This window comes from Weissella coleopterorum (genome assembly GCF_011304355.1).
Taxonomy (GTDB): Bacteria; Bacillota; Bacilli; order Lactobacillales; family Lactobacillaceae; genus Weissella; species Weissella coleopterorum.
Genome location: NZ_CP049888.1, coordinates 1,023,065 through 1,049,847 on the forward strand (window position 1 = coordinate 1,023,065; position 26,783 = coordinate 1,049,847).

Consider the following 26,783-nt stretch of genomic DNA (forward strand, 5'->3'; position numbering starts at 1 on the left):
AGTATGTGATTTATCTAAAAAAGTGCATCCTTTAATGTTTCCATGCCATTCTAAACAACCCGTCTATACTTATCGTTTTAAACGGGATATTAATATGATTTATTTGTAGCTACGCTACAAGGGAAATTCGATCACTGTTATACCAGCGAATATAGCTATCAATGCCAGCTATTGCTTCATTAATTGTCTTAAATTCTTGAAAATTAATGTATTCACGCTTCAAAATTGAGTGAAAGCTCTCAATTCTTGCGTTATCACCAGGTTGTCCTTTACGAGAATAAGAATGCTTAATCCCAAAACGAGTTAAAGTACTTTCAAATAAATCGCTTGTATACTGACTCCCCATATCGCTATGAATAATGCTTGGTTTAACAGACTTTACTGCGACTTGATTAATGACGTCGGTTGCTAATTCCTTAGTCATATGACTTCCAACTTTATAAGAAATAACCCGCCGGGTTACGGGATTGTACACACTAGCTAGATAAACCCAAGTATTTTTAACGGGAATATACGTAATATCTGTTAAAAGAATATTGGATTGATCAGGTAATCCTTTAATTAGATTTGGTCGTTGATCATATTCAGTATGTGTTTTAGGCTTATTAATTCGTTTAGTCATCCTAGACCTAATTTTTAAAGCGTACATCTGTTTATAAACCATACGCTGGCTAATTTTAATTTTTAACTGACGATTTAATAAAATTGTTAATCGCGGGTATCCATACATAGGATATTTTAACCATGCATCTAATACCTTTTGCTTAATGAAATTGCGACGAAGAAGGGTTTTACCAGGCTTCCAATGTATATAGCCATAATAAGTCGATCGTGGAATTCTGAGGACGTTCAAAATTTTAGTAATGCGGTGCCCAACCTGTAGATTGTCATTAATAATTTTTAAGGTAGGAATACGTCCTTTGATGATCAATTTTTCGCCATAAGCACCGCTGCTCGTTTTAAAATATCAAGTTCTTCTTTTAGTTGTTTATTTTCTTTAATCAATGCCCTTTCATTTGCTGACAATACTTTCGTATTGTTAGGATCGGCTTGATTAACCCATTTAGAAACCGTTGAAACACTAACGTTGTATTCTTTTGCTAATGAATTAGCTGAACGACCAACTTTATGCAAGCTTACGATCGATTCTTTAAAGTCATTTGAATATTTGATAACCATAATAAAAAGCTCCTTTATGATGTATTATATCGAACAATTTGTCCGTAATTCCATCATAGGAGCCAAGATATCAAATGGTTGTACAACAACACTATCTTCTTCTGTTCCTAAAATAGTCACTATTCCCGGTTTAGTTAAATAATAAAAATTATATTGGTTTTCAGAACCAACTAAACTAGTAATCACAACTCCATCAATTAATATATAAACACTAGTTTCTAAATCGTCCTTTTTTGTTAAATACTTTCTTTTTGATCTATTAACTAGTGTCAAACCACTATCAGTGCTTTTCTTTAACTGATTTATCAGGTACTCTAATTCTTCATCCACCTATCATCAACTCCTTCAAAAAGCTAAATAAAAAATATGACTGTTGTAGGAAATTCTACATCAACCACACTTCCGTGTTTTTTTCGCTAATTAAAAATGCTGTGCTGTGCTGTGCTGTGCTGTGCTGTGCTGTGCTGTGCTGTGCTGTGCTGTGCTGTGCTCCGTCATTATGCGTCCACTTTCTAAAATAATGTCAATTTAATTTATTATTTTAAGTTTATATTAATATTTGAATAACTTAAGTATACAATGTTGCCAAAAGTAAGCGCTTCTTTTTTTTGTCTGATTTGTTTCATTTTTTGACTTGTGTGTCGTTACATTTGATACCATTAAAATAATTTATTATATTTTTGAAACATTATTTCTCTATTTGATCCTGTTTCGATAAGACATCAAGGAGTATAATTATTTGACTTTATAATAAATATAAAATTTTTTGAATAGAGATTTAGAAATGTCTACGAAAAATATAGTAATAACAGGTGGGGACGTCAGGAGTTGAATTCGCAATCGCAAAAAGCATAGCAAATGAGGACGTTCAATTAATCCTAATCAGAAGAAACAAAGAACAAGCCGAATCAGCAATAAAACAAATAAATTCAAATAGAAATATTTCTTATATGTTAGGAGATATTAGTAGTAAAATTGGTTTACAATCAGTATTAACTGAAATCAAAGAAAAAATCAATCATATTGAGGTATTAATCGACTGCGCTGGTGTTTACCCTAAATCACGTCAAATAAACATTGACATTAATCTCAGATCACATTATTTTTTAGACCATGCCTTGAAAAACTTACTATCAAATGCAGAACATCCTAGCATTGCAATTGTAACCGGTATGCCTAAGCCTATTCAAAAAATGCCAATTTGGGAACTTCAATTTAATATCACACTACGTGGAATGTGGGAATTAACCCATAAAACCTTATTAGTGAAACTACTTGCCAAAGAATTAAAAGTTAATAACATTAATGTAAACGCATTTTTCCCCGGTGATGTACAAAGCAATTTAATGAAGCACTCGAAGACCGTAAAAAATACCGAAGTACCCGTATCATATCTAGCTTTAAATCCTAATATGGATAATATGAATGGTAAATTCATAGACAATTACGGTCATATCGTCCCATTAAGCAATGGTAAATATAACACTGATATTGCAAAGCACCGACTTTCAAAATATTTAATGACAGAAGTCTAGTTATATCACATCATAATTAGCATTTGAACTGAACCCTATTAGTTGAAAAAAACTAATGGGGTTTTATCATGTTTTCAAAATAAATTCCAATAGACTTAGTAAAGAAGTACATATGTATTTATCTAGCTTCCTAACAAAACAAATCAAAAATGTATTTACTCTCAAAAATATGGTAGTGTAACACTTCAAATATTTAATTCCAAAATTTTCAGCAAATACTAAAAATCAGGTGTATTAAGTACAGCTACAATTAATTTCTGAAAATGTACATATGATTGAGACCATCTAACGTGAAAAATCTATCTTCTTTAAATCGGGAAATGACAAGTTGAAGCAATTAGAAAAATAGCTTAGTCCTTATAGAGATAATGCATGAACTAAATGTTTAATTTTAAAACATTATGCATGTCTTAAATTATTTATTATGTTGTGTTTTATAAAAACGGCAAACAAATACAAACAAAATTGAACGGAAAATTTTCGATAAAACCTCAAAAAAAATTCCAATCAATCACTTAGAATAAGCTTTAATTTTTGAGTTCAATTCAACTTTACAAATAAATTGAAATCTTTTATTTAAAAGAAAATCGCTTCAACTATTAAGTCGAAGCGAATATTCATATTCTCATATCAAAATTAATTTAATGCCTCTAAGGCCGTTTTAATCGTCATATCACCAGACCGCATAACAATCGTTTGCCCGATTGTAGCGGGGTAATTCACTAATTCAGCCAAAACGTATGCTACGGTTGTAATTGTATTTTCCCCAGGTTGATCACCATTAAGTTCTACCCCAGACACTTCTGGTTCTTCGGTTAAAGTTCCAGGTTGCAAAATCGTATAAGCTAAGCTTGTTCTAGTTTGTAACCATTGATCAGCATAGAATTTAGCAATATTATATGGCGTCAAGCTCGCTGTATAACCACCAGGCCATTCACTTTGACGATCTGCCTTATATGAACTTAATTGGATGTAACGCTTAATTCCTAATTGTTCCACTGCAGTCATCAGTTTAACCGCGCCATTTAAATCAACTTCTAATAGCGCTTTACCGCGTGATCCTGCCACAAAATACACGACGTCAAACGTCGCCATCTGTTGAAGCGTAGCCGCCAACTCATCCACTGTCGCGTGGACTAAGTCCAAGGCCACTAACTTATTTGTTTCACCATTAACAGTTTGATTTCTAGTTCCAATAACTTGATGCCCAGCATCTTCTAAAACTTGCATTAAGGCTTGTCCAACTCGACCACTAGCCCCGACCACTAAAATTTGCATAAAATCCTTCTTTCTATCTATTTCTAAAACCACTTATGATTGATTTGATGAGCTTCTTTAAAGCCGTATTATAATTACATTTTAATTTTTGCTAAAAACAAAAGTACGGTTAAGATATATTATATCCTAACCGCGCCAGTTATTAATTACTATTTGATGACATTCCAAATATTCTTAAAATATAAATGAACAAATTAATGAAGTCCAAATATAGATTTAGCGCTCCATATACTGCCACACCCTGCTCAGCATGATGATCGCCAGCCACCTGTAAATACATTTGCTTTAAGCGATTCATGTCATAAGCTGTGATGATCGCAAAGACAAGGACTCCCGCCCACGAAATCAACATATACAAGACGGTTCCACCAATAAAGATGTTTAACAACATCCCAATTACCAGTGCAAATACTGCCCCAAATAGAATAGTTCCCATTTTTGACATATCTCGCTTAGTCGTAACACCATAGAGCGCCATTCCCATAAATAATGCAGCAGTTGTAATGAATGCTAAAATAATCGTCTGTGGGGTCATATATAACAGAATTGAAGTAAAGAACAATCCCATGATAACACTGTACGCCATCAACAATCCAAAGGAACGGGCTGGATTTTTCATGGCCGAACGATTTGCCATCCAGCTAATTCCAAATAATAAGGCAAACAAGATTAACGTGGGCACTAGCCCAGTTGTTAAAGCCAGAATTTGTTGAGCAAACATCGTCACTCCAATAAAGACCGTCGCAGCAGTCACGAGTAATGCCATCCCCATATAGCTGTAAACCCTAAGGAAAAAAGAATTTAATCCTGAAGCTCCAGGATTAACTAAACGCGGACCTTTTGTTTGTAAATTATCCATAAATATCCTTACTCCTTTACCTAATTAATTATAAATACAATTTTAGTCTAAAACCCTTAAATTAACCATAATTATCCAGCTTAACCATGAGGGCTTATTGCAAGTTAGTCGTAACATTAGCAAGAATTTTCTCATATGAAAACTCTGTCTGCTGGACATCCCCGGCGCCCATGAAGACCACAACCGGATTTTGGTCATGCTGCATTAATTGTGCCACATTTTCTGGTGAAATAATACCACCAAACTTCGTCATTTTAGCTCCCAAATCTGCTGAGGAAATATCACCCTTCGTTTCACGGGCAGAAGCAAAAATTTCAGTTAGATAAACGCGATCCGCCAGATCTAAAGATTCGGCAAATTCGTCTAGGTAAGCAATCGTCCGTGAAAAGGTGTGTGGTTGGAACACGGCGACCAATTCGCGGTCTGGGAACTTTTGCCGGGCCGCATCCAGCGTTGCTTTAATTTCAGATGGATGGTGCGCATAGTCATCGATAATAGTAACATCCCCCACCGTTTTCTCAGTGAATCGACGCTTAACACCTTTAAAACTTAGCAATTCTTTTCGTAATAAATCAAGATCAATTTCTTCAACATATGCCATAGCGATAACCGCCAAAGAATTTAAAATTCCGTGTTGTCCAAACAATGGTACTTGAAAATTACCCAAAAATGTTTCGTGATAATAGGCGTCAAAACTCGACCCATTGGTTGAACGCTTGATATTTTGCGCGATAAAATCATCTTCTGCGTTTAGTCCATAATAATATACGGGAACATTAACTTGTATTTCACGCAATTTAAGATCATCCCCCCATGCAAAGATCGCTTTTTGAACATTTTTACCAAAATCATTAAAAGCGTCAAAAACATCATCAATATCTTGATAGTAATCTGGATGATCAAAATCAATATTGGTCATAATTGCGTAATCCGGGGTGTAATCTTGGAAATGACGCCGGTATTCATCGGCCTCAAAGGCAAAGAAACGTGCATCTGGTACACCTTTTCCCGTACCATCTCCTATTAGATATGAAGTTGGCGCAATTCCCGACAAAACATGGGCCAAAAGTCCCGTAGTTGAGGTTTTACCATGCGCACCTGCAACTCCAACTGAAGTATATTGAGTAATTAGGCTTTGAACTAAGTCCGGATAAGAGATTAATTCAATCGCATCTCCCAGAGCCATGGCTGCGGCAACTTCAACCTGATTATCATCAAAGGCGTTCCCACGAATGACAACCATCTCGGGTTTGATATTTTGCGCATCGAAAGGGTAGATTGAAATTCCTACATCCGTAAGCGGCTTTTGGGTAAAAGTATATTGATCAATATCAGATCCCGCCACTTCATAACCCTGATCATGTAAGATTAAAGCCAGTGAACTCATTCCCGATCCCTTAATTCCAATAAAATAATAAGTTTTTTGCTTGTCCATTTCTTTGTTACCTTCTTCTTATTTTTCTTTAAAATAATTCAAGTTCACTTGTTGCGCGACTGATTGCTCTTCCGAGATAATATCATTTAAACTCAAGCCCAATCCTCGATTTTTCACCAGTAATTCATTAGTATCGATGACCACCTGCGCTGGTCGTTCGGGTTCCTGCTTTGATAAATTCGCTGGCGTGGCCGTGATCGAATTTGCTGGTGCTAAATTAATATAGCCCTGCGCACGTTTTTGTTGAATGAGCTGTTGGACGGCCTTTTCATAATTGGGGAGATATTCTTGATAACGTAATACCGGTCGTTCTAACATATCAGCTCCTTATGCTTTCGAAACTGAAAATAAACTTTGCGCTGCTAGTGAGTGCGGGTCAAAAATGGTTCCGACGGGAGCAAAATCATTCGGCAAAATTAACGCTCCTGGTTGCTTAGGTGCATTGGGCAACTGTAATTCACGCCCCGAAACAATCATTCCATTTGAGGTGACCCCGCGTAGTTCGCCCGGCCAAATAATTAATCCATTTGGCATCATCGTGCCGACTTGAGCGACCACTACTTTAATGTTGGCTTGCATATTCGGTGACCCTGAAACAATCTGCACCACTTGGTCTGGTCCAACCTCCGTTACCGTCACTTGGAGATGATCTGAATCGGGATGAGCCTCTGCACTACGGACGTATCCAACGACCAATTTAACTTGTTCCAGTCCATTCAAAGTCACCTCAAATCCGGCTGTCTTCAAATATTGATTTAATTGATCGACTTGACTAGCAGTTAAAAAAACCTGTCCTTGTGCTAAATTGCTAACCTCCAACACTTTTGAAATCTCTAGAAAATTAATCCCGACTAGCTCTCCAGTAGAATTAGTGATAACTGTCACTCCATTTTTTGTTTCAGCGACATCGTTTTCACTTGACGGGCTTACAATTGTAATTAAAACATCCCCTAAAGCTTGTGGGTTATAACTTGTAATTAACATACTTAATCTCCATAAATAATATCATTGACAGTGGTTGCATCTAATTGCAAAATTAAACGCTCTACCAAGGCTTTTGCTGCTTCAAAATCAGCAATTGACCAAAGCGTTTGGTGTGTATGAATATAGCGTGAAGCAACGCCTAAAGTGACTGCCGGAATCCCATTGTTTTGTGACTGAGCACCAGCAGCATCCGTACCTCCATTTGGCACAAAAAACTGGAGCGGGATTTTTTCATCACTTGCAATATCTAAAATAAATTCTTTTAACCGCTTAGGCATAATCACACCCGGATCCATTACTCTTAAAATGGTTCCTTGATCCAATTGACCTTGACCCGTCGCAGTGACCAAATCATCGGCTGTAGAGCTATCTAATCCAAAGAACAAATCCGGTTGAAGTTGATGCACAGCTGGACCAACGCCTCGCAGACCGACTTCTTCTTGAACATTTGCTCCCATCATTAACGTGTTCGGTAATTTCTGATCTTTAATTTTTTCTAAGACATCTAAAATCGTTACCAGCCCAAAACGATTATCCCAACTTTTGGAAATAACACGTTTACGGTTAGCCAACAATTCCGTTTTGACTTGGGGCACAATAAAGTCGCCCGGGCACACACCCAGATTCAAGGCCTCAGCTTTTGAACTAAATCCGCCATCAAATAAGATGTCATCTAAATTGGGGGCGCCATTCACATTACTTTGATTTCGTAGCAAATGTGGTGGAATCGATGATGAAATAATCGGAAAACTTTCATTACGAGTAAATAAAGTAAAACGTTGCGCTGAAACTACAAATGGGTTCCAGCCCCCTAACGGTTTGACTTGTAATAAACCTCGCTCCGTAATCGCTTTGACAATGAATCCTACTTCGTCAAAATGCGCCCCAAACATAATCCGAGGTGCTTGTTTACTTTGATGTTCTCGTAACCCGTACAGTCCCCCTAGCCCATTTTGAACTATTTGATCCACTAATGGGGCTAAATCCTGACGAAAAGCTTGACGGACCATAAATTCTTGACCAGAGGTTCCCTGTAATTCAGTATATTTAACGATTCGTTCCCACGTGTGCGTATCCATCCTTAACCTTCTTTCTTCATTAGGGTTAAATGAGCCCGTTTAATTAATGCCGTGTTGGATTTAAAAAATCACGAATTTGTGATTCTAACATATTGATTGCAATTTTGTTTTCTCCCCCTTCAGGAATAATCACATCGGCATATCTTTTAGTTGGTTCCACAAATTGATGGTGCATCGGCTTAACCGTTGCTAAATATTGACTAATAACTGACTCTGGCGACCGACCACGTTCAACCATATCTCGCTCCAAACGTCGAATAAATCGAATATCATCATCAGTGTCAACGTAAACTTTAATGTCAATTAGATCCCGCAAATTTGCGTCAACAAATAATAAAACACCCTCCACAATGATGACGTCAGCCGGTTGTATCGTCAAAGTTTCTTTCGAACGTGTTGAGACCACATAATCATAGGTTGGTTGTTCAATGGCTTCGCGTTGTAATAATTGTTTTAACTGTTTAATCATAAGTTCAGTGTCAAACGCATCTGGATGATCATAGTTAACCTGCCGCCGTTGTTCAATAGTCAACGAATCTTGTTGATTATAGTAAGAATCTTGGGCAATCATCACCACTGATTCACCAGCCAAGTGTTCCACAATTTCACGACTAACTGTGGTCTTTCCTGAACCAGATCCGCCACTCACCCCTATAATAATTGGTTTTTTTCCTACCATAATATTGTATTCTCTCTTTATCTTTATTTAATTGGTAACTCAACTTTAATCGTTGTCCCAACGCCTAATTGACTCTTGACATTGATTGTACCATGGAGGCTTTCAACCCATTCATGGACAATTGATAAGCCTAAGCCGGTCCCTGGAATTTGTTGATTACGTGCTTTATCCACCCGATAGAAGCGGTCAAAAATTTGATCTTGTGCGCTACTAGCAATTCCAAAGCCAGTATCTTTAACGCTAATTTTTAAACGTTGGCCTGTCTTTTCGACTTTAATTTTTAGCAAGCCCTGATCCCGATTATATTTAATAGCATTTGAAATTAAATTACTTAAAATTTGCTGAAGTGGTTCCAAATAATATGCAATTTGTAGTTTGGTAGTTAATTCAACCCGCAAATTTTTAATTTGAACGGCTTGTGATTGTCCCATTAAAATCGTTTGCACAACTTGATTAACATCAATCTGCACAATTGGCAAAACTTGATCGCCTGTCTTAATTAACGAAAGGATGTCATTTGTTAAATCTAATAATCTCTCCGATTCATGGGCAATAATTCCAATAAAATCTTGTCGAACTGTCACAGGCATCTCGGGATCGGCGATTAATGTTTCTGTAAACCCTAGCATGGAAGTTAGCGGCGTTTTTAATTCATGCGAAACGTTGGCTAAAAATTGAGTTTGTCGGAATTGTGCTTCGACTAAATCCGTCACGTCATAGAAAGCAATTACCACCGTATCAACTTGTTCTTCGGCAGGGTAATACTCCATCGTTAAGTCTAAAAACATCGCTTTATTATCTTGGTCTAACGTAATCATTTTATGGTGATTACCCTCACTGATAATTCCATGTTCAATGAACACGACTAACTCATGATAATTTAAAACATCATCGTAATGTTGGCCAATTACATCATGTTTTAATTGCAACACCTGCTGGGCAGTAGGATTAATTCTTAAAATTTGTCGTTTAGCTGTTATTTCAATGATCCCAACGGGCATATCATTCCAAACTGTATTTAAGATATTGGCATTATGCAAAGATAATTGAATTTGCGCCTGTTGACGGGATTGGAGTTGATTGACAGTCCTTGCTAGAGGGGCTAGACGATGTTTTGGTTCTAAAATAATATTACCACGTTCACCAATTTGACCGACACGTTGATTAAATTCAGCCAAGGCCTGATCCTGCTGATATTGCATCACTGCTGAAATTAAACCTAAGACCACCGCTAGAGTTAGTTCCAATTCTAAGCTTAGCCACATCGAGATAGCTATTTTTTCGGGATTTAGTTTGAGTATGATCAAAGTACAGAGTTTAATAATTAAAAAAACAATCACCGTACGCACCAACCATTGTCGAACATATTTCGACCATCTCACCATTATTGTCCCTCCTCCTGACTAAAGCGGTAGCCAAAGCCACGAATTGTTTTAATCAGTACCGATGGTTTGGATTTACTTTCAATTTTATCCCGTAAATTGGATAAATGCATGTCAACCATCCGAGTATCAAGTCCAGATAGCTCAATATCCCAAGCCCCTTTAGCCATTTCGGCCCGGTTTAATGTCCGTCCTGCATGTTGCATCATATAAGCCAATAAGTCATATTCCTTCGGTGTTAGGTTCAACAATGTTGACCCTTGATAGGCATTTTGCTGAACTAAATCAATCATAATATCACCGATCTGAAGCGTTTCAATAATTTCTTTAGGTTTAACCACTTTTACAGTCTGATTATTATTTCGCCGTAAGACTGCCTTAACGCGGGCTAACAATTCTCTAATTTGAAAGGGCTTTGCTAAATAGTCATCCGCCCCATTTTCCAGTCCATTGACCTTATCACTTTCAGAATCCATTGCCGTTAACATGATAATGGGGACCTGCTTATGCTGTTGCCGTAATTGTTTTGTAATGGTCATTCCATCAACCCCCGGCAACATTAAATCTAATAAAATCAAATCCGGTTGATGTTTTTCAACCAACTCAAGGACTGCACGGCCGTCACCTGTTGATATCACATTGAAATTATTCTGTTTTAAGTTATATTTTACTAATGTTACAATTGCCGGTTCATCATCAACGACCAAGACAGTTGTCATAAACATTGCCCCCATTTAGATGTAATAAATATACTAACTATCATTTTAGCAAAAAATATGGCTCAATATCAACACTTTCAACACGATAATCCAAATTATCTTTCTAAGATTAATCTTAATTTAATAAAAAAGTAAAACCAGCATTTCTAGCTCATTAAAAGCCTAAAATGCTGGTCGATAAATTTATAAATTGTCATCTTAATTGGTTTTTTGTTTATTTTTAATTAACCAATGAATCGTCCAAATTCCCACTAACATTAATCCCCCGAAGAAGTAAAGAATTGTTGAACCAAATGGCGCTACCATATAGCCAACTAAAATTACAATCAAAGGCACCCATAGATCAATCGAAAAGAACGAAATACTCATAACACGTCCTAAAAATTTAGGGTCACTTTCTTGTTGGTTAACTGTATTAATTTTAATCGTTACCGCAGCACGAGTCGCTCCTGCAATAATCACCAATACCGTCAAGACCGGAAGATAAGGGAACAGGGCGGCAATAAGATACATCCCCCTAGTATTGATAAATCAAAATACAAAGTCTGCAACCGGTTGAATTTCGGCACACGTGCTAGCCAAACCCCCATTAAAAGCCCTGCAATGGCCGCAAGCGATAACATACTTGAGTAAATCTTAGCATCTCCGCCATAAACTTTTTGAACTAGGTATGGCGTCGCTACAACGAAGCCTTCAAAAAAGAAATTGGACCACATCGCCAATAACATTGATTCCAATAGCTTAGGCGTCTTAAAGACATAATGGTAACCTTCTACAATTCCCTTTAGCATAGGAGGATGGTTTTGCACAATTTTTTGTGGGTGATACTGAATCAAACAATTAATTCCCGCCGTTAATATTAATAAACCGCTGTAAATTAACAAAAAATCCTTAAAATTAATCCAATTTAATGAAAGTAATACACCTCCCGCCATCGGTCCTAAAGCCTGGCCCAGAGTAAACGCCATACTAATCATTGCGTTGAATCGGGGAACCCGTTCCGCTTTAATGACATCGGGCAATAATGTTCGACCAGCAGGATATGCAAATGAAATATCAACATTTAAAACGAATGTCACTGCAAACAATAACCAAATTTGTGGGTTATCAGGATTCAAGAAAAATGAAAGACCTAAAATTAATAATCCTCCAACTAAATCCGCTCCCGCCAAGAGCATCTTTCGATTATAACGATCCAATAATATCCCCACAATCAAGTCACAGATCATAAAGACTACAAAGCCGAATCCTGTTAACCATCCTAAAATTTTAGCATTTCCAAAACTAGCCACTAAAAACCAGTTTAATGCAAATCGATAAATTCCTTCACCAAAAACTGAAGCAAAGTTTGAAGCCAACAAAGGCCAACTAAAATTTTGCTTTTTCATTTCAGTTTCCATTAATTATTCCTCCTTCTAAAATAAAAGGGCACGGACCAATGTCCAAGCCTTTTATTGATAATTTATTAATTATTGAGCTCCACGGGCTGTAAAAATCGCCACAAAATTTTTAAATAAAACAATAAAATCAAACCACAAACTTTGATGGTCGACATACATTAGTTCAATGTCAGCCCGTTGCGGGTATTGAATCTCACTTCGACCACTTCCCTGCCACAAGCCCATTGCACCAGGTCGAACTGATAATAATTTATCAACTCTTGCCACAGTTTCATACTCACATAGTTCAGAGGGCACGATCGGCCGGGGACCGATCACAGTCATATCCCCAATTAATATGTTCAAAAATTGAGGTATCTCATCCAAGCTCGTTTTTCGTAAAAAAGCTCCAAACCTGGTAATTCTAGGATCTTCGTTCGTAGGTAATTTGTACCCATTATTGACAAACTTTTGATATAGCTCTGGATTTTGATACAACCTTTTTTCAGCGCCCACCACCATGGACCGAAATTTATAAATTTCAAACGGCTTGCCGTACTCACCAATTCGCGTTTGTTTATAGAAAACTGGTCCTCGATTGCGTCCCACCAAATAAAAACAAGTAACAACCAAAAAAATGGGTGATAACATAATCAAGGCAAAGAGAGAGACTGAGATATCGACAAACCTTTTTGAAAGAACATATAATGCATTAGTTTCCATCCAACTTCTCCTTCCTTATCATTTCTAATGAATTAATATTTAAAAAGTCATCGTCATTTTAGTTTGTTGCTCGTCAGTAATGTTATTTTGTTTTTGATCCAAAACTGCAGCAAAGTTCAAATTAACGGTTTTGAGGTTTTGGATGGTTCCATCATTTGACCCCACCAATACAGTAGCAAAAGTTTCGACCGTAGATCCTGGCTGAATGCTAATTTGACTTAATTTCGCATCATTATCTAAACCACTTTGAACGGTAACGACATGCTGTTCTGAAATTTTGACTGCTTTCAATCCATCGGTTTTAACAACCTGTCCAGTTTGATTAGTGATCGAATAATTCAAAATCAAAGTTTGATAGTTTCCTGAAAGACTTCGATCATTGAATGCCATCTGGGCCATTTCAAGAGCCTCATCGGTTTTAGGTTGATTTAATTGTACTTTCACCTTTTTAACTACGTATGTCAAACCCTCAATACTGAGTTTTTGATTAACTTGTTCATTAATTTGTTGTAACTCAGTTCGATTGCCGGCTGGACTAATGCTATATTGGCCCACTTTCGTTAATGCACCATTTGCAACATATTGAGCAGAATTTTTTTCGGCATCCGTTATCTGATAAGTTCTTTCATTAGTTTTATTTTTAGCCCCATCTTGTAACGGCTTGATTGAATTCGTCTTTGCCGATTGCCGACTTGACTGATCTTGATCTGGGTTTCGACTATCGTTTGCTTTTTGAGATGTCCATACTGTCCAAGCCGCTCCCCCAAGCACTAATAAAATAACCACAACACTGCCGATCAACCACCATTTTTTATTTTTCACGTTTCATACCTACCCTAAAATTAATTGCATCCCCTCAACTCGATATCCAAAAACAGAATGCATTTTTTGATCAAGCTCAAAAACCAACTGGCTTTGATCCCAACCGGTTAAATCACTTAAATCTCTTAAGCTTAGTTGTCCATCACTTTGAGCTTTAACTTTAATTTGTTTTTGATTTATTTCAAATGCGATTGCTGGTAATATTGTCTGTTCTGTCCGAACCATAACTTGATATTGGCCAGGCATCGCTTCCGTTACCGTTTTAAACTGTGATAAATTCATGACTATCCTTTATATTATCTATTTTTTAAGTATTCTCGTCAATCATTTAATACTTTATTTCTATCAAAAATAATCTTCCCCGATCGTTTGCACCACTAAATACTAAACTAGTTAAATATATGAATAATTATACCTAAATATTTAGAAAATAAAAAACCTTAGCGCGGAAGCGCCAAGGTTTTTCAAAATTATTAATCACTATTTGATATGCCAATTATTATTGTTATTTATGATTTTCGGTTTTCCAAATCACCAAAAAACTAAATACCATACCACTTAAAACCATTAAGATGTATATTGGCAAAATGTAAATTGACCCATTGTGCATCAAACTCATTAAAAATGTTAACAGGCTAATTAATAAATAATACCAAAAACTAAATAGCCCACTAGCAGTACCAATGACATCTTCAAAACCTAATAAGGCATTACTTAAAACAATTGGTAATAATATATTAAGCCCCGTAAAGGTTACTAAAATGGCACCAAACAGCACCCATACATTTGTCGCGCCAAGCCCCATCGTAATAGCTCCGAGAAGTGCCACAATTAAACCAAGCATCATCAAATAAGCACCACTAAATCGCCCAATTAAACGATTCGTTACTAGTGAACCCGTTAAACTAGCGACGGCAATTAATAACCCGGTCCATCCATACGCCACAGGCGTCATTTTAAAATGATCGATAAAAATAAATGGTGCTTCAGCGTAATAGCTGAATAAAATTCCATTCACCCCACTAATTAATAAGCCGTAACTCCAAACCTTGGGGCTACTTAGCAACCGTTTGGTCACCATTAGCCAATTTTGACCTTGCTTATCGTTATTAATCAGACGGGTTTCTGGCAACGTTGTAGCGACATAAAATAAGAGTGCCACAGCCATCGCAATTAAAGCTGAAAATACACTGTGGTATCCGTAAATCATTTGAAAAAGCCCACCTAATAAAGGACCGAGTGCCGGGGCCAAAGCCAAGGCTGCGCCCACTTGAGCAAAAATTCGAGCTCGCTTTTCTCCCACAAAAGCTTCTCGCATAATGGTTTGGGTAATAACGGAACCTGAAGCTGCACCAAAGGCTTGAATAATTCGTGCCCCGAGCAACCAGTGGAAACCAGGTGCTAATAATAAGCCAAGATTACCCATTAAGTAGATACTTAACCCAATGGCCATTGCTTTTTTTCGACCAATTCGATCTGATAGGGGCCCAAAATATAAAACACCAAACGCAAATGCAAAAAAATAAGTACTCATCATAAGCTGAATGGTCGATTCAGTCACGGACATCCCCTGACTCAATGCTGGTAAAATTGGCGTGAAAATCGACTCACTCAATTGAGGAAAGCCGATTAAAGCGATAATAATTAAAATTGAAGGTTGTTTTTTTAGGACGTTCATTACGTAAATTCTCCTTAAGAATCTTTTGTTTATTTAGTCAATAAACGTCCTAATCCGCTTACGGTTGCGCAAGCAATAAATACAACATATTTAGACATTGGTCACGCTCCTTTCTTAAATCGAATCTAATCAGTATACAAACTTAACTACAAAATGTAAATAATAATCGAAATACTCAACCAAAATAATCCCTCAAAAAAAGCAGCAGGGCACTCACCCTGCTGCTTAGATATTAATAAATTAATTAAAGAAACCTTTTTTCACTTCACCATGCATAGCATTCTGAAATTTCTTTAAAGCATCTTGTTGTTCGCGAGTTAACTTAGTTGGCACATCAATATACACAATTACATATTGATCACCATACCCACTCCCTTGCAATCGGGGAGCTCCCTTACCACGCAAACGGAATCGTTTACCATTTGGCGTCCCAGCAGGGATCTTCAACTTGGCATCTCCATGAACGGTCTTAACCAGAATTTCACCACCAAGAGTTGCCGTAGCAAAGTCGAGCGGTTGTTCAAGATAAACATCTGCCCCATCCCGCTCAAAGCCATCCTTTGATGCCGCCACATGAAATACGACGAAAAGGTCTCCAAATGGTCCACCATTAGATCCAGCTTCTCCATATCCACTCATCCGCATTTGTTGACCATCATCAATTCCAGCTGGAACCGTAACTTTAACCTTTTTATGCTCACTTTGACCATTAGATCCAGTTCGATTATATTCGATTTCAGTATCTAAACCGGCAATTGCCTCTTCAAATGATAAGTTTAAACGATACTGCAAGTCTGAACCTTGTCTAGGCCGATTCGGATCAAAAGCACCACCAAACATTTGACTAAAGATATCCCCAAAGTCAGAATATCCACCTTGACCACCACCGAAGCCACCTTGACCACCAAAACCACCAAAGCCTTGTTGATCACCCGTAGTTCCAAATTGATCGTAAGAAGCTCGCTTGCTTTCATCCCCTAAGGTTTCATAAGCATCTTGAACTTTCTTATAAGTATCTTCAGCCCCGGACTCCTTATTAATATCTGGATGATACTTTTTTGATAATTTACGATATGCCTTTTTAATATCATCTTGCGATGCATTTTTATCCAGGCCTAGCGTTTCATATAATTCTGTATTATTCATGAGGAAAACCGCCTCCATTTTTTATTTTTTATGTATAAGAATAGGCCATACGCCTATTCTTAATGGCATCCGTCCCTCACGAGAGTAATTACAATTACTTTTTATCGTCAGAAACGTCTTCGAAATCACCATCAACAGTGTTATCATCAGCCTTATTTTCAGTTGCATCTGCTTCCTGTTCAGGAGAAGCTTGTTGATACAATTTAACTGCTAATTCTTGAGAAACCTTTTCCAAGGCTTCCTTCTTTGCTGTCATCTGGTCCAAATCGTCAGCTTCCTTAGCCGACTTCAATTCGGTCAAAGCATCTTCAACCGGCTTTTTATCGTCAGCTGACAACTTATCCCCTGTATCTTCCAAAGTCTTCTCAGCTGAGAAGATTAATTGATCGACATCATTACGCAAATCGACTTCTTCTTTACGCTTTTTGTCAGCCTCTTCATTGGCCTTGGCATCATTCATCATCTTTTCAATCTCTTCATCAGATAATGATCCTGAGTTTTGGATGGTGATCTTTTGTTCCTTTTGTGTTCCAAGATCCTTGGCAGAAACAGTTACAATTCCGTTTCGGTCAATGTCAAACTTAACTTCGATTTGTGGTACTCCACGTGGAGCAGCCGGAATATCAGTCAATTGGAACCGTCCCAATGTTTTGTTGTCAGCAGACATCGCACGCTCACCTTGCAAAACATGAATATCAACAGCTGGTTGATTATCAGCAGCAGTTGAGAAGACTTGTGACTTTGAAGTAGGGATCGTTGTATTACGATCGATTAACTTAGTGAAGACACCACCCATTGTTTCAATTCCAAGTGTTAATGGTGTCACGTCAAGCAAAACAACATCCTTAACATCACCAGTAATCACTCCACCTTGTACCGCTGCCCCTAAGGCAACCGCTTCATCAGGGTTAATTGAGTGATTTGGCTCCTTACCAGTCAAATCCTTAACGAATTCTTGAACGGCTGGAATACGAGTTGAACCACCATTCAAGATTACTTGATCAATCTCAGAATTTGATAACCCAGCATCCTTCAAGGCTGTTTCAACTGAAGCCTTAGTCCGCTCAACAAGATCACGTGTCAATTGGTTAAACTTAGCACGAGTCAAAGTTGTTTGAATGTGTAATGGTCCATTATCTGATGAAGCAATAAATGGTAAGTCAATTTGCGCTTCAGTAGCTTGTGACAAAGTCTTCTTTGCCGCTTCAGCAGCTTCCTTCAAACGTTGCATTGCCAAAGCATCTTGCTTCAAATCAATTCCGTTTTCGTTCTTAAAGTCTTCAGCTAACCAATCAATTACCTTTTCATCAAAGTCATCACCACCAAGATGTGTATCTCCTGACGTTGACAAAACTTCAAAGACTCCATCTCCTAATTCAAGGATAGAAACGTCAAAGGTTCCACCACCAAGATCATATACTAAGACTTTTTCATCCTTAGTCAAGTCATCAAGTCCATACGCCAATGCTGCCGCAGTGGGCTCGTTGATGATACGTTCCACTTCCAAACCAGCAATCTTACCGGCATTCTTAGTAGCTTGACGTTGGGCATCATTGAAGTAAGCTGGAACGGTAATAACCGCCTTATCAACTGTCTCACCTAAGTAATCTTCAGCATATTGCTTGATATATTGTAAAATCATCGCTGAAACTTCTTCTGGAGAATAATCTTTTCCAGCCACGGTTACCTTATAACCATCTTCACCCATGTGTGACTTAATTGACACAATAGTATCTGGGTTTGTCATGGCTTGACGCTTAGCAGTGTCACCAACTTGACTTTCACCATTTTTAAACGAAACAACAGAAGGCGTTGTCCGTCCACCATTAGGATTCGTGATAACCTTGGGAGTTCCTCCCTCCATCACTGCGACAGCTGAATTTGTAGTTCCTAAATCAATACCAATAATCTTTGACATATTAATTACCTCGATTTATTTTTTTATTTTATCTTTAACAATTAGTTATAAACAACAACCATCGCTGGTCGTACAACTCGATCAGCTAACAAGTAACCTTTTTGCAAAACTTGCGCCACCGTATCAACTGGATGCTGATCATCTGCGGGCTGAGTTTGAACCGATTGATGTATTTCAGGATCAAAATCTTCCCCCACTACGCCGACCGCTTTGATGTCATTATCTGCCAATGCACTATTCAAAGTCTTGTAAACCATTTCTACTCCAGTTTTAATCTGTTGAGCAGATTCATCATTAGCATCAACATTAATTGCTCGTTCCAAATTATCTAGCGCTGGTAGAATATCTTTCGCTAACTTTTGATTTGCATATTTTAATGAAATTGCTTGCTCTTTTGCAAAACGAGTTTGCATATTTTGCATTTCAGCATTAGTTCGCAAATACTTGTCTTCCAATGCATCATACTTTGCTTGTAATTCTTGCAACGGATCTACGTCGATCGAATTCTCATCATTAGAAACATCAGCATCGGTTGCAATTGTTTCACTATCAGTTTGATGGTCTGTTTCATCAACTGCTTCCAATAATTCTTCGTCAACTGACGTTGCTTGCTCCGCCTTATTTTCGGCCATACCAACACCTCTTTTCTAATAATATTCTTGTAATTCTTCTACTACTGCTTGGCGTACTTCATTCAAAATGGTTACGATTTTAGCGTAGGGCATATTTGTCGGTCCTAAAATTGCCAACTCTCCAAAGCCATGCATTGGAATTTGATACCGCGTTGAAACTAAACTATAAGGTTTTAAAATTTCATTCGTATTTTCTTCACCAATCTGAACGAAAACACCCTCATTTGCGGAGCCAATAATTCGATGCATTTCTTCTGGATCATCTAACAATTGGTAAAGCGCCTTAATATCCTTTAAATCGTTATCAGTCGTAAAGTCCATCACATTCAAGCTCCCCCCAATAAACACCTTATCTTGAATAGCTTGCGAGAGCATATCTCCAAACAACTGTAAGAAGGCTTGGGGCGAACAAATTGTTCGTTCTAAGTCTAGCGGTAGATCACCGCTTAAACTCTGTAGTGCTTCTCGAATGGGACGACCAACCAATTGATGATTAATATACGTGACAATCATCTCTAATTCTTCAATCGATGTTCCCTTAGGGAGTCGGAAACTTTGACTGGCAGTTTGTCCATTACTAGTGACCAAGACCGCCATAATTTGTTGCCCATCAATTGGAATCAGTTGAAAGCCCGAAAGTTTTACATCAATGGTAGCTGGTTTCAACGCAATGGTGGTATATCCTGTGATATTCGCCATAAATTTGGTAACTTGAATTAACAAATCATCAACTTGTTGAAATCTCCGACTAAAGGTGCGATAGATTTGTTGCCGTTCCTCTTGAGAAGACCGACGGGACGTCATTAAATAATCAACATAATAACGGTAACCCTCTTGAGAAGGGATTCGTCCAGAAGAAGTATGTTCCTTTTGAATCAATCCCTGCCCTTCTAACTGTGCCATCTCATTTCGAATTGTCGCCGAACTAACCGGTAGATTTATATCAACCAACAAAGCTTTTGAGCCAACAGCTTTTCCAAATCGGATGTAATCAGCAATAATCGCATTTAAAATGATTCTTTGCCGTTCTGTTAACATCGCAATTCTTCCTTTCTTGGTTATTAGCACTCGATCTTTCTTCTTGCTAACATCTATAATAATACACGTCTAAAAATGAATGTCAACCTTTTTAGCACTTATATTTGAAGAGTGCTAAAAGAGCTAATTTCTAAGGGTTTCCAAGAAATAGGTCTACCCATCTTCTAATATTTTAAATTTTTTTGATCTCATCCGAAATAAAATTGCTTTAAAATATCAACTTATAAAAAACAACTTGCTCCCGGATTCATTTAGATTTTAGCACTAAATGAAAATCACTTTAAGCAAGTTGCTTTAATTTGAGTTGTAACTTCAATGTTCGCAGTAACATTACGAACAATAATTTAGTCTAAGAAATCTCGTAATTGCTTTGAACGCGTTGGATGGCGCAACTTTCGTAACGCTTTTGCTTCAATTTGTCGGATTCGTTCTCGAGTAACCCCAAATACCTTACCAACTTCTTCCAAAGTTCGCGTCCGACCATCTTCTAAACCAAACCGAAGCCGTAAGACGTTCTCTTCGCGGTCCGTTAAAGTGTCCAAGACCGACTCTAATTGCTCTTTCAACATTTGATATGCCGCAGAATCTGCTGGTGAGATTGCTTCATTATCTTCAATGAAATCGCCAAGATGAGAATCATCCTCTTCCCCAATCGGAGTTTCCAATGAAACTGGTTCCTGAGCTATTTTCAAAATATCGCGAACTTTTTCAGTTGCAATATCCATTTCAGCCCCAATTTCTTCGGGCGTTGGCTCACGTCCTAAATCAGATAGCAATGAACGTTGAATCCGAATCAATTTATTGATCGTTTCAACCATGTGAACAGGAATTCGGATCGTTCGGGCTTGATCCGCAATTGCACGGGTAATAGCTTGACGAATCCACCATGTTGCATAGGTTGAAAATTTAAATCCTTTTCGGTAATCAAACTTTTCAACGGCCTTCATCAATCCCATATTTCCTTCTTGAATTAAATCTAAAAATTGCATTCCACGACCGACATAACGTTTGGCAATCGAAACAACTAAACGTAAGTTTGCTTCAGCCAATTCTTGCTTCGCACTGGCGTCCCCATCTTCAATCCGCTCAGCCAATGCCACCTCTTCTTCACCGGTTAGCAAACTTACCCGACCAATTTCTTTAAGGTACATCCGGACCGGGTCATTAATCTTAATACCAGTCGGAGCTTCAGCAGCTTGTTTTAATTCTTTTTCACTTAAGGCATTTTTTTGATTATTCAAAGCACGCGCGGCTGGCTCACCTTGTTCATCAACAATTGAGATCCCAGCCGCTTCCACTTTATCATATAATTCATCAATTTGCGGTGCATTTAAATTCCAACGTTTAACTAAAGTTTCATGTAACTCATCTTCTTTAATTGACGTTGCTTTTTTGTAGTCTTTAACCAAATCCTTGATTGCTTTATCAAAGCCTTTTTGATCGAATTCCACATCAGTTTGCTCTACTTTTTTTGGCATACTATATACTCCTTAATTTGACAAAAATAATTATTGTTTAGCTTGTTTTTCCCGTAATAAAGTTAGCACCTCAAAACTTAACTGTGTGGCCAAAACTTCATTATGAACTTGTTTCGCTTCTAATAATTCTCGCTGTTTTTGTTTAATCTTCTCTTCCAATGGTGCCTGATTTAAAAGTACGCTAACATACTCATCCACTTGTTCAAGATCTTGCATCAATGCATCGTCAATTTGATTCAACTGCGAAAGCACGCGAACCAGTTCTGGCTCCTTGACGAAATCCATAAATTCCGCCCAATCTTTGATTTCTTGAATTTGTTTTTTTTGTTTAAATCCATCTGCTAATAAGAACAGCGTTTCATAAATGACATCAACAAAATGAAAATCCGAACTACTAGTTACTTTTAACCACGCATCTTGGCGTTTCAACATCCAAGTCAGTAAAATTTGCTCAGCTTGCTCCACTCGTGATAAGGCGGGTCTTTCGAACAACGTCGGTCGGTCTACTATAACCTGTTCCGGTTCAATATATGACTCAGGGCCTCTTTTAATCACTTGTTTTTGTAACATTAAACTACGTAATTGTTCTTCCAAACCTGAACTACTAACGTTAAATTCCGTCGCTAATTGTTGAACAAAAGTTTGCCGCACTAATGGTTCTTTAACCTGCGCTAAAGTTGGTAAAACCTGCTCAAGATAATTAAAAATATCTCCTTGGTTACTCAAATCAAAATCTTGACGTAGATAATTCAAATTAAATGCGACCGGATCTTCTAAATTACGAGTTAAAACTTCTTGAAACGCATCAATCCCTTGACTTCGTAAATATTCATCCGGATCTTGGTTGTCTGGGATATGAATAATTTTAGTTTTTAATGAACTATTTTGATCAATCAGTTCAATCGCCCGATGGGTGGCTGCTTGACCCGCTGCATCAGAGTCATAGGCCACATGAATTTCTTCTGCATTTTGATTCAGTCGCCGAACCTGAGCTTTTGTCAAGCTCGTTCCCATTGATGCAACCCCATTGTGAATTCCCGCCTGAAAAGCTGCGATAACATCCATAAATCCTTCAAACAAGATTACAACTTTACTTTTTTTAATAGTCGTCTTAGCTAGGTCAAAATTAAATAGTTCTTCCGATTTATCAAAGAGGACACTCTCCGGGCTATTCATATACTTTGCGATGGTGTCATCACTTGACATACGACGTCCTGAAAAAGCAATTGGCGCGCCGCCCTTATTTCTAATCGTAAATAAGACCCGATCAACAAATCGATCATGCAAGCTACCATCATCCCAAACAATAAAGAGCTCCGACTCTCGCATCAACTGGTAATCAATCTTTTTTTCATTAAAATAATTGTAAAGTGCATCTTCTTCTGGGGCATATCCTAGCATATACGCATCGATCGTATTATCGTCGAGTCCGCGTTGATGGAGATATTGTAGCGCTGTTTCGCCAGACGCAGCATTGACTAACAAATAATGGTAAAATTTAGTTGCCTCTTCATACAATGCTAAGAGATCGCGTTGACGTTGGGGAATTTGAACTTTTTCATCTTGTGTCGCTGTGTACGCAGTATCGAGCGCTATTCCCGTTAAATCAGCAACCTTAGCCACTGCTTGTGGAAATGATAACTCTTCTTTTTCCATTAAAAATGTAAAGGCATTGCCACCTCGCCCGCAAGAAAAACAGTGAAAAATCTGCTTTTCCTCATTGACAGAAAATGATGGCGTACGTTCTTCATGCCAGGGGCAACGACCAAAGAGATTGCGTCCTTGTTTTTTTAAAGCAACATATGGACTAACCACATCAACAATGTTGACACTTTGCCGAATATTTTCGACTAACTCATCTGGAATTGAGATTGCGATGATGACCCCTCCTCATTTTTTTACACTAAATAAGCAACCTTAAGTATGACATTTATCATCATACTTTGTCAACATTTTCTACCGGCTAAATCCGTTGCCTCGCCTTAATTTTTCATCATTTTTTTTAATTCAAACAATATCAAGTATTCCGCCGTATTGAACGCTATTAAAAGGAGATTATTTTGAATAATATTATCGTTGTTACTTCAGAAAAAATTGCTAATTATGAAATCACTGCGAATTTAGGAGAGGTCTTTGGGTTAACAACCCGCTCAAGAAACGTCTTTTCCAGCTTAGGTCAAGCTTTAAAAGCTGTTGTGGGTGGAGAAATCAAAGGCTATACTAAACTTCAGGATACTGCTCGTGAAGAGGCTATTCAAAGAATGCGGAAACATGCTCTAGAATTAGGCGCCGACGCCGACATCATGTTCCGCTTCGACTCATCTTCGGCTTCAATGGGCGATTCAGTTACTGCTTATGGTACAGCGGTTAAAATTAAAAATTTAACATCCACTAATAATTAAAATGGCAGGTCCGGTCCAACGGCTAATCTTCCATTAAAGGATTGTGTTTTTTTAATATATCTATTAATATAATTTATTTAGTAAATATTCCGTAAATTATATAATTAATAGATTTTTAGAATTTAAATTAAGTTTCCATTAATTAATTTTGTTTAATATATTTATTTATAGATAACATTCATAAATATTTCAGTGGAGGTCTCTGATGACCAGTCAATCATTTCCCTCAAGAAGTTCCCGGTATAGTAAAAAGCCTCAAAAGAGGCCGAAAAAAAAGCATAAATCTAAACGTAAGAACCTTCTTTTTAAATGGATTGGTTTCTTACTATTAATCTTAATTGCGTTGCTTTGTCTATTTAAATTTCAGGTCTTTACCATTCACGGTGATTCTAAGCAGTATCACCTTGCTAACGGTACCAAGGTGGAGTTACAAACCATCAACTTTAAAACTTATCTCTTAAATGCTGATACTCAAAAAAAGCTGACAGGGCTACAAACTCTAGATAATAAACAGTACTATTTTAATACACATAACGGTGAAATGGTGCATGGCTTGAAGAAGCTTGATGATAATTATTATTACTTTACCAAAGATGGATCTGATGATGCCATTCAGGCTTATGAACACGTTGCCTCTAATTTGAAATCAGACAATTCCATCATTGAAAAAGTTATTTCCTCTGGTTCTAAATTAGTTGGTAAGAGCCCATATGTCTATGGTGGTGGTCGGACGCAATCTGATATTGCTAAAAATCGTTTTGATTGTTCCTCGTTTGTATCTTGGTTCTATCGCAAAGCCGGACAACCACTTGTAGTTCAGGCTTATACTAGAACTTCCCTACTTGCCACAACTGGGACTTCCCATACTTGGGATACCAAGGAACGAGGAGACCTCCTAGTGACACCTGATGGATACTCGGAAGAGCGCCAGCATGTTGCCATTTATTTAGGCGGGAACTTTATTCTCCACGATGCGGCTTCACAAAACGGTGTGACGATTACGCGGCTTAATCAACTTGTTAATCCTAAGACTTCTTCAACATTAACGTGGGAAGCATTATTTAAGCCTGGTTATGTTCAACGTGAAGTTTAGTGCCAGGTTTCTAAAATTACTTAACTTAATTCATCCAAATTAAAAAAGCTTTTAATGCTAGTTTTTAAATTAACTAGATTAAAAGCTTTTTATTGATTTATTCAAAATGAATTAAATTACCTTCATCTGTGAGTGCATCTTTACCATGTTGCTTCGAATAATATACAAATCCATCAGCCCGATCATAAATTTGGCGTACATTTGCATCTGAATCAGCTCGAAACATCGTCATTCCCATGGAAATTGATAAACGCACATCAAATTCAGCTCGTTTAATATCAATCGAATGAATTTCTGACCCAATCTGGCGAACTAATTGTTCAATTCGTTCATGATCTTGTTTTCGGATCAAGATACCAAACTCTTCTCCACCTAAGCGATATAACTTTCCGCCAATATAACTATGATTTAAAGTTTCTTGTACCGTCTTAGTAACTTCCTTTAGAACTTCATCGCCCATTAAATGGCCATAATTGTCATTAAATGATTTGAAATTATCAATATCAAACATAATAAAGGTCCAATCAAAATTTGTTTGATTGCTCTCTATAAACAAGGTTGTAAAATCTTCGTCAAAAGCCTCGCGATTGAAAATACCTGTTAAAAAGTCTTTATTTAATTCATCCATCATTTGTTGATACTTTTGCCAACGCCTAACGATAATCTGATTGATTCCCAAAATAATACTGATAAAGAAAATAAATTTCAAAACTAAGGCGATGTATAACATAATACTAACGTCCTCTGACAAACTCAACATTAGCCACCAAGCATTAGCAAAAAATAAGACAGCGGTCACTTGAAGTAACCAACTTTCCACAATTTTTTGAGCATATTTTTGAATGATGTACATCGTTATAATAATCAGGATGAGACCAACTAGACCAATAAAGAGGCTTGATCCAGAGATATAATCAGGACTATCCAAGATAAAAATCCCCGTTAATACAATCGCCAAAGCACTATCCACATAAACCTGGATTTTAGTATTAAACATGAGTAAGAAGTAAAAAATCAAAACAAGCTGTAGATTTGATTCGTACAAACTTAACTTGTCTGCTTTGGTTGCCATCCAGTAAAGTTGTAGGAATAGAACTGCGATCAACGGAACAAAACCGACAATCATTGCAGTTCTTTTTTGTAATGCCCGATTTTGAAAAAAATTATCATCCAACATCCCCACCGCAATATAACAAATTATGATTAACCCAAAAACAATAAACAAACCTTCGAAACTGGAGGCATTAAAAACATGAATAAAAACATCAAAAAATTGATTGGCGGTAACCAACATATTATTTAACATAAATTTATCCTCCTTTTTTCAATTTTTATTAGAAATAGT

27 protein-coding genes are annotated in these 26,783 nt (G+C 37.3%); 3 read left to right on the forward strand and 24 right to left on the reverse strand.

The window, feature by feature from the left end:
• Positions 1-109: 109 nt before the first annotated feature.
• Both G7084_RS05265 and G7084_RS05270 read right to left on the reverse strand, forming a co-directional pair.
• Positions 110-1,179 (reverse strand): IS3 family transposase gene (locus tag G7084_RS05265; RefSeq protein ID WP_166009179.1). Its coding sequence is split into 2 segments (ribosomal slippage): positions 110-963 and positions 963-1,179, totalling 1,071 coding nucleotides; the frame shifts between segments, so codons are not numbered across the junction.
• 24 nt (positions 1,180-1,203) lie between these two features.
• On the reverse strand, positions 1,204-1,509 hold the full coding sequence (locus tag G7084_RS05270) for a hypothetical protein (protein WP_166010698.1): 306 nt from the start codon (positions 1,507-1,509) through the stop codon (positions 1,204-1,206).
• A gap of 482 nt (positions 1,510-1,991) precedes the next feature.
• Between G7084_RS05270 and G7084_RS05275 the strand changes: the two genes are divergently transcribed.
• A complete protein-coding gene (locus tag G7084_RS05275; protein WP_166010700.1) occupies positions 1,992-2,714 on the forward strand; it encodes an SDR family NAD(P)-dependent oxidoreductase in 723 nt (240 codons plus the stop codon).
• Positions 2,715-3,350: 636 nt separating this feature from the next.
• On the opposite strand, the gene G7084_RS05280 is transcribed toward G7084_RS05275, so the two are convergent.
• The 21 genes from G7084_RS05280 to dnaG form a co-directional block, all read right to left on the reverse strand.
• Positions 3,351-3,992, reverse strand: coding sequence for an NAD(P)H-binding protein (locus tag G7084_RS05280; RefSeq protein WP_166010702.1), 642 nt, complete (start codon positions 3,990-3,992; stop codon positions 3,351-3,353).
• Positions 3,993-4,134: 142 nt separating this feature from the next.
• Positions 4,135-4,851, reverse strand: a complete 717-nt coding sequence (locus tag G7084_RS05285; RefSeq protein WP_166010704.1) for a Bax inhibitor-1/YccA family protein — start codon at positions 4,849-4,851, stop codon at positions 4,135-4,137.
• Positions 4,852-4,945: 94 nt separating this feature from the next.
• Complete coding sequence (gene murC, locus G7084_RS05290) at positions 4,946-6,286, reverse strand: UDP-N-acetylmuramate--L-alanine ligase (RefSeq protein ID WP_166010706.1); 1,341 nt, start codon at positions 6,284-6,286, stop codon at positions 4,946-4,948.
• 18 nt (positions 6,287-6,304) lie between these two features.
• A complete protein-coding gene (locus G7084_RS05295; RefSeq protein ID WP_166010708.1) occupies positions 6,305-6,604 on the reverse strand; it encodes a hypothetical protein in 300 nt (99 codons plus the stop codon).
• 9 nt (positions 6,605-6,613) lie between these two features.
• Positions 6,614-7,270, reverse strand: coding sequence for a YtpR family tRNA-binding protein (ytpR, locus tag G7084_RS05300; protein WP_166010710.1), 657 nt, complete (start codon positions 7,268-7,270; stop codon positions 6,614-6,616).
• A gap of 2 nt (positions 7,271-7,272) precedes the next feature.
• Positions 7,273-8,349, reverse strand: coding sequence for a glutamyl aminopeptidase (pepA, locus tag G7084_RS05305; RefSeq protein WP_166010712.1), 1,077 nt, complete (start codon positions 8,347-8,349; stop codon positions 7,273-7,275).
• 43 nt (positions 8,350-8,392) lie between these two features.
• Complete coding sequence (udk, locus tag G7084_RS05310; RefSeq protein WP_166010714.1) at positions 8,393-9,028, reverse strand: uridine kinase; 636 nt, start codon at positions 9,026-9,028, stop codon at positions 8,393-8,395.
• Between the two features lie 23 nt (positions 9,029-9,051).
• Complete coding sequence (locus G7084_RS05315) at positions 9,052-10,413, reverse strand: sensor histidine kinase (protein WP_166010716.1); 1,362 nt, start codon at positions 10,411-10,413, stop codon at positions 9,052-9,054.
• Positions 10,413-11,129 (reverse strand): response regulator transcription factor, encoded by a 717-nt coding sequence (locus G7084_RS05320; RefSeq protein WP_166010718.1) that lies wholly within the window; start codon positions 11,127-11,129, stop codon positions 10,413-10,415. The genes G7084_RS05315 and G7084_RS05320 overlap by 1 nt, the downstream gene beginning before the upstream one ends.
• 198 nt (positions 11,130-11,327) lie before the next feature.
• Complete coding sequence (locus G7084_RS08265) at positions 11,328-11,642, reverse strand: MFS transporter (RefSeq protein WP_246163756.1); 315 nt, start codon at positions 11,640-11,642, stop codon at positions 11,328-11,330.
• Positions 11,600-12,529, reverse strand: a complete 930-nt coding sequence (locus G7084_RS05325; RefSeq protein ID WP_246163757.1) for an MFS transporter — start codon at positions 12,527-12,529, stop codon at positions 11,600-11,602. The genes G7084_RS08265 and G7084_RS05325 overlap by 43 nt, the downstream gene beginning before the upstream one ends.
• Before the next feature lie 69 nt (positions 12,530-12,598).
• Positions 12,599-13,231 (reverse strand): sugar transferase, encoded by a 633-nt coding sequence (locus tag G7084_RS05330; protein WP_166010720.1) that lies wholly within the window; start codon positions 13,229-13,231, stop codon positions 12,599-12,601.
• A 39-nt stretch (positions 13,232-13,270) separates the two neighbouring features.
• Positions 13,271-14,053, reverse strand: coding sequence for a hypothetical protein (locus tag G7084_RS05335; protein ID WP_166010722.1), 783 nt, complete (start codon positions 14,051-14,053; stop codon positions 13,271-13,273).
• A 9-nt stretch (positions 14,054-14,062) separates the two neighbouring features.
• Positions 14,063-14,335: a hypothetical protein gene (locus tag G7084_RS05340; RefSeq protein ID WP_166010724.1), complete on the reverse strand. Its 273-nt coding sequence runs from the start codon at positions 14,333-14,335 to the stop codon at positions 14,063-14,065.
• 223 nt (positions 14,336-14,558) lie between these two features.
• Entirely contained in the window at positions 14,559-15,731 is a 1,173-nt protein-coding gene (locus G7084_RS05345) for a multidrug effflux MFS transporter (RefSeq protein WP_166010726.1), read from the reverse strand.
• A 240-nt stretch (positions 15,732-15,971) separates the two neighbouring features.
• Positions 15,972-16,877 (reverse strand): DnaJ C-terminal domain-containing protein, encoded by a 906-nt coding sequence (locus G7084_RS05350; protein ID WP_166010728.1) that lies wholly within the window; start codon positions 16,875-16,877, stop codon positions 15,972-15,974.
• A 94-nt stretch (positions 16,878-16,971) separates the two neighbouring features.
• Positions 16,972-18,795, reverse strand: a complete 1,824-nt coding sequence (dnaK, locus tag G7084_RS05355) for a molecular chaperone DnaK (RefSeq protein WP_166010730.1) — start codon at positions 18,793-18,795, stop codon at positions 16,972-16,974.
• 41 nt (positions 18,796-18,836) lie between these two features.
• Complete coding sequence (grpE, locus tag G7084_RS05360) at positions 18,837-19,427, reverse strand: nucleotide exchange factor GrpE (protein ID WP_166010732.1); 591 nt, start codon at positions 19,425-19,427, stop codon at positions 18,837-18,839.
• 15 nt (positions 19,428-19,442) lie between these two features.
• On the reverse strand, positions 19,443-20,465 hold the full coding sequence (hrcA, locus tag G7084_RS05365) for a heat-inducible transcriptional repressor HrcA (RefSeq protein ID WP_166010734.1): 1,023 nt from the start codon (positions 20,463-20,465) through the stop codon (positions 19,443-19,445).
• Between the two features lie 344 nt (positions 20,466-20,809).
• Entirely contained in the window at positions 20,810-21,943 is a 1,134-nt protein-coding gene (gene rpoD, locus G7084_RS05370) for an RNA polymerase sigma factor RpoD (protein ID WP_166010736.1), read from the reverse strand.
• 30 nt (positions 21,944-21,973) lie between these two features.
• Positions 21,974-23,767, reverse strand: a complete 1,794-nt coding sequence (gene dnaG, locus G7084_RS05375; protein WP_425508992.1) for a DNA primase — start codon at positions 23,765-23,767, stop codon at positions 21,974-21,976.
• Between the two features lie 236 nt (positions 23,768-24,003).
• On the opposite strand from dnaG, the gene G7084_RS05380 reads away from it, so the two are divergent.
• Positions 24,004-24,345, forward strand: a complete 342-nt coding sequence (locus G7084_RS05380; RefSeq protein WP_166010738.1) for a heavy metal-binding domain-containing protein — start codon at positions 24,004-24,006, stop codon at positions 24,343-24,345.
• A 205-nt stretch (positions 24,346-24,550) separates the two neighbouring features.
• On the forward strand, positions 24,551-25,438 hold the full coding sequence (locus G7084_RS05385) for a C40 family peptidase (RefSeq protein WP_166010740.1): 888 nt from the start codon (positions 24,551-24,553) through the stop codon (positions 25,436-25,438).
• A gap of 97 nt (positions 25,439-25,535) precedes the next feature.
• On the opposite strand, the gene G7084_RS05390 is transcribed toward G7084_RS05385, so the two are convergent.
• Positions 25,536-26,744 (reverse strand): GGDEF domain-containing protein, encoded by a 1,209-nt coding sequence (locus tag G7084_RS05390; RefSeq protein WP_166010742.1) that lies wholly within the window; start codon positions 26,742-26,744, stop codon positions 25,536-25,538.
• Positions 26,745-26,783 lie beyond the last annotated feature (39 nt).

Coding starts and splice junctions, on each gene's coding strand:
- G7084_RS05315 (WP_166010716.1), bottom strand. CDS start 10,413: ATGGTGAGATGGTCGAAATATGTTCGACAATGGTTGGTGCGTACGGTG.
- G7084_RS05390 (WP_166010742.1), bottom strand. CDS start 26,744: ATGTTAAATAATATGTTGGTTACCGCCAATCAATTTTTTGATGTTTTT.
- pepA (WP_166010712.1), bottom strand. CDS start 8,349: ATGGATACGCACACGTGGGAACGAATCGTTAAATATACTGAATTACAG.
- dnaK (WP_166010730.1), bottom strand. CDS start 18,795: ATGTCAAAGATTATTGGTATTGATTTAGGAACTACAAATTCAGCTGTC.
- grpE (WP_166010732.1), bottom strand. CDS start 19,427: ATGGCCGAAAATAAGGCGGAGCAAGCAACGTCAGTTGACGAAGAATTA.
- G7084_RS05325 (WP_246163757.1), bottom strand. CDS start 12,529: ATGGAAACTGAAATGAAAAAGCAAAATTTTAGTTGGCCTTTGTTGGCT.
- G7084_RS05320 (WP_166010718.1), bottom strand. CDS start 11,129: ATGACAACTGTCTTGGTCGTTGATGATGAACCGGCAATTGTAACATTA.
- G7084_RS05340 (WP_166010724.1), bottom strand. CDS start 14,335: ATGAATTTATCACAGTTTAAAACGGTAACGGAAGCGATGCCTGGCCAA.
- rpoD (WP_166010736.1), bottom strand. CDS start 21,943: ATGCCAAAAAAAGTAGAGCAAACTGATGTGGAATTCGATCAAAAAGGC.
- G7084_RS05330 (WP_166010720.1), bottom strand. CDS start 13,231: ATGGAAACTAATGCATTATATGTTCTTTCAAAAAGGTTTGTCGATATC.
- G7084_RS05385 (WP_166010740.1), top strand. CDS start 24,551: ATGACCAGTCAATCATTTCCCTCAAGAAGTTCCCGGTATAGTAAAAAG.
- udk (WP_166010714.1), bottom strand. CDS start 9,028: ATGGTAGGAAAAAAACCAATTATTATAGGGGTGAGTGGCGGATCTGGT.
- ytpR (WP_166010710.1), bottom strand. CDS start 7,270: ATGTTAATTACAAGTTATAACCCACAAGCTTTAGGGGATGTTTTAATT.
- G7084_RS05350 (WP_166010728.1), bottom strand. CDS start 16,877: ATGAATAATACAGAATTATATGAAACGCTAGGCCTGGATAAAAATGCA.
- G7084_RS05295 (WP_166010708.1), bottom strand. CDS start 6,604: ATGTTAGAACGACCGGTATTACGTTATCAAGAATATCTCCCCAATTAT.
- murC (WP_166010706.1), bottom strand. CDS start 6,286: ATGGACAAGCAAAAAACTTATTATTTTATTGGAATTAAGGGATCGGGA.
- G7084_RS05280 (WP_166010702.1), bottom strand. CDS start 3,992: ATGCAAATTTTAGTGGTCGGGGCTAGTGGTCGAGTTGGACAAGCCTTA.
- G7084_RS05345 (WP_166010726.1), bottom strand. CDS start 15,731: ATGAACGTCCTAAAAAAACAACCTTCAATTTTAATTATTATCGCTTTA.
- hrcA (WP_166010734.1), bottom strand. CDS start 20,465: ATGTTAACAGAACGGCAAAGAATCATTTTAAATGCGATTATTGCTGAT.
- G7084_RS08265 (WP_246163756.1), bottom strand. CDS start 11,642: ATGTATCTTATTGCCGCCCTGTTCCCTTATCTTCCGGTCTTGACGGTA.
- G7084_RS05285 (WP_166010704.1), bottom strand. CDS start 4,851: ATGGATAATTTACAAACAAAAGGTCCGCGTTTAGTTAATCCTGGAGCT.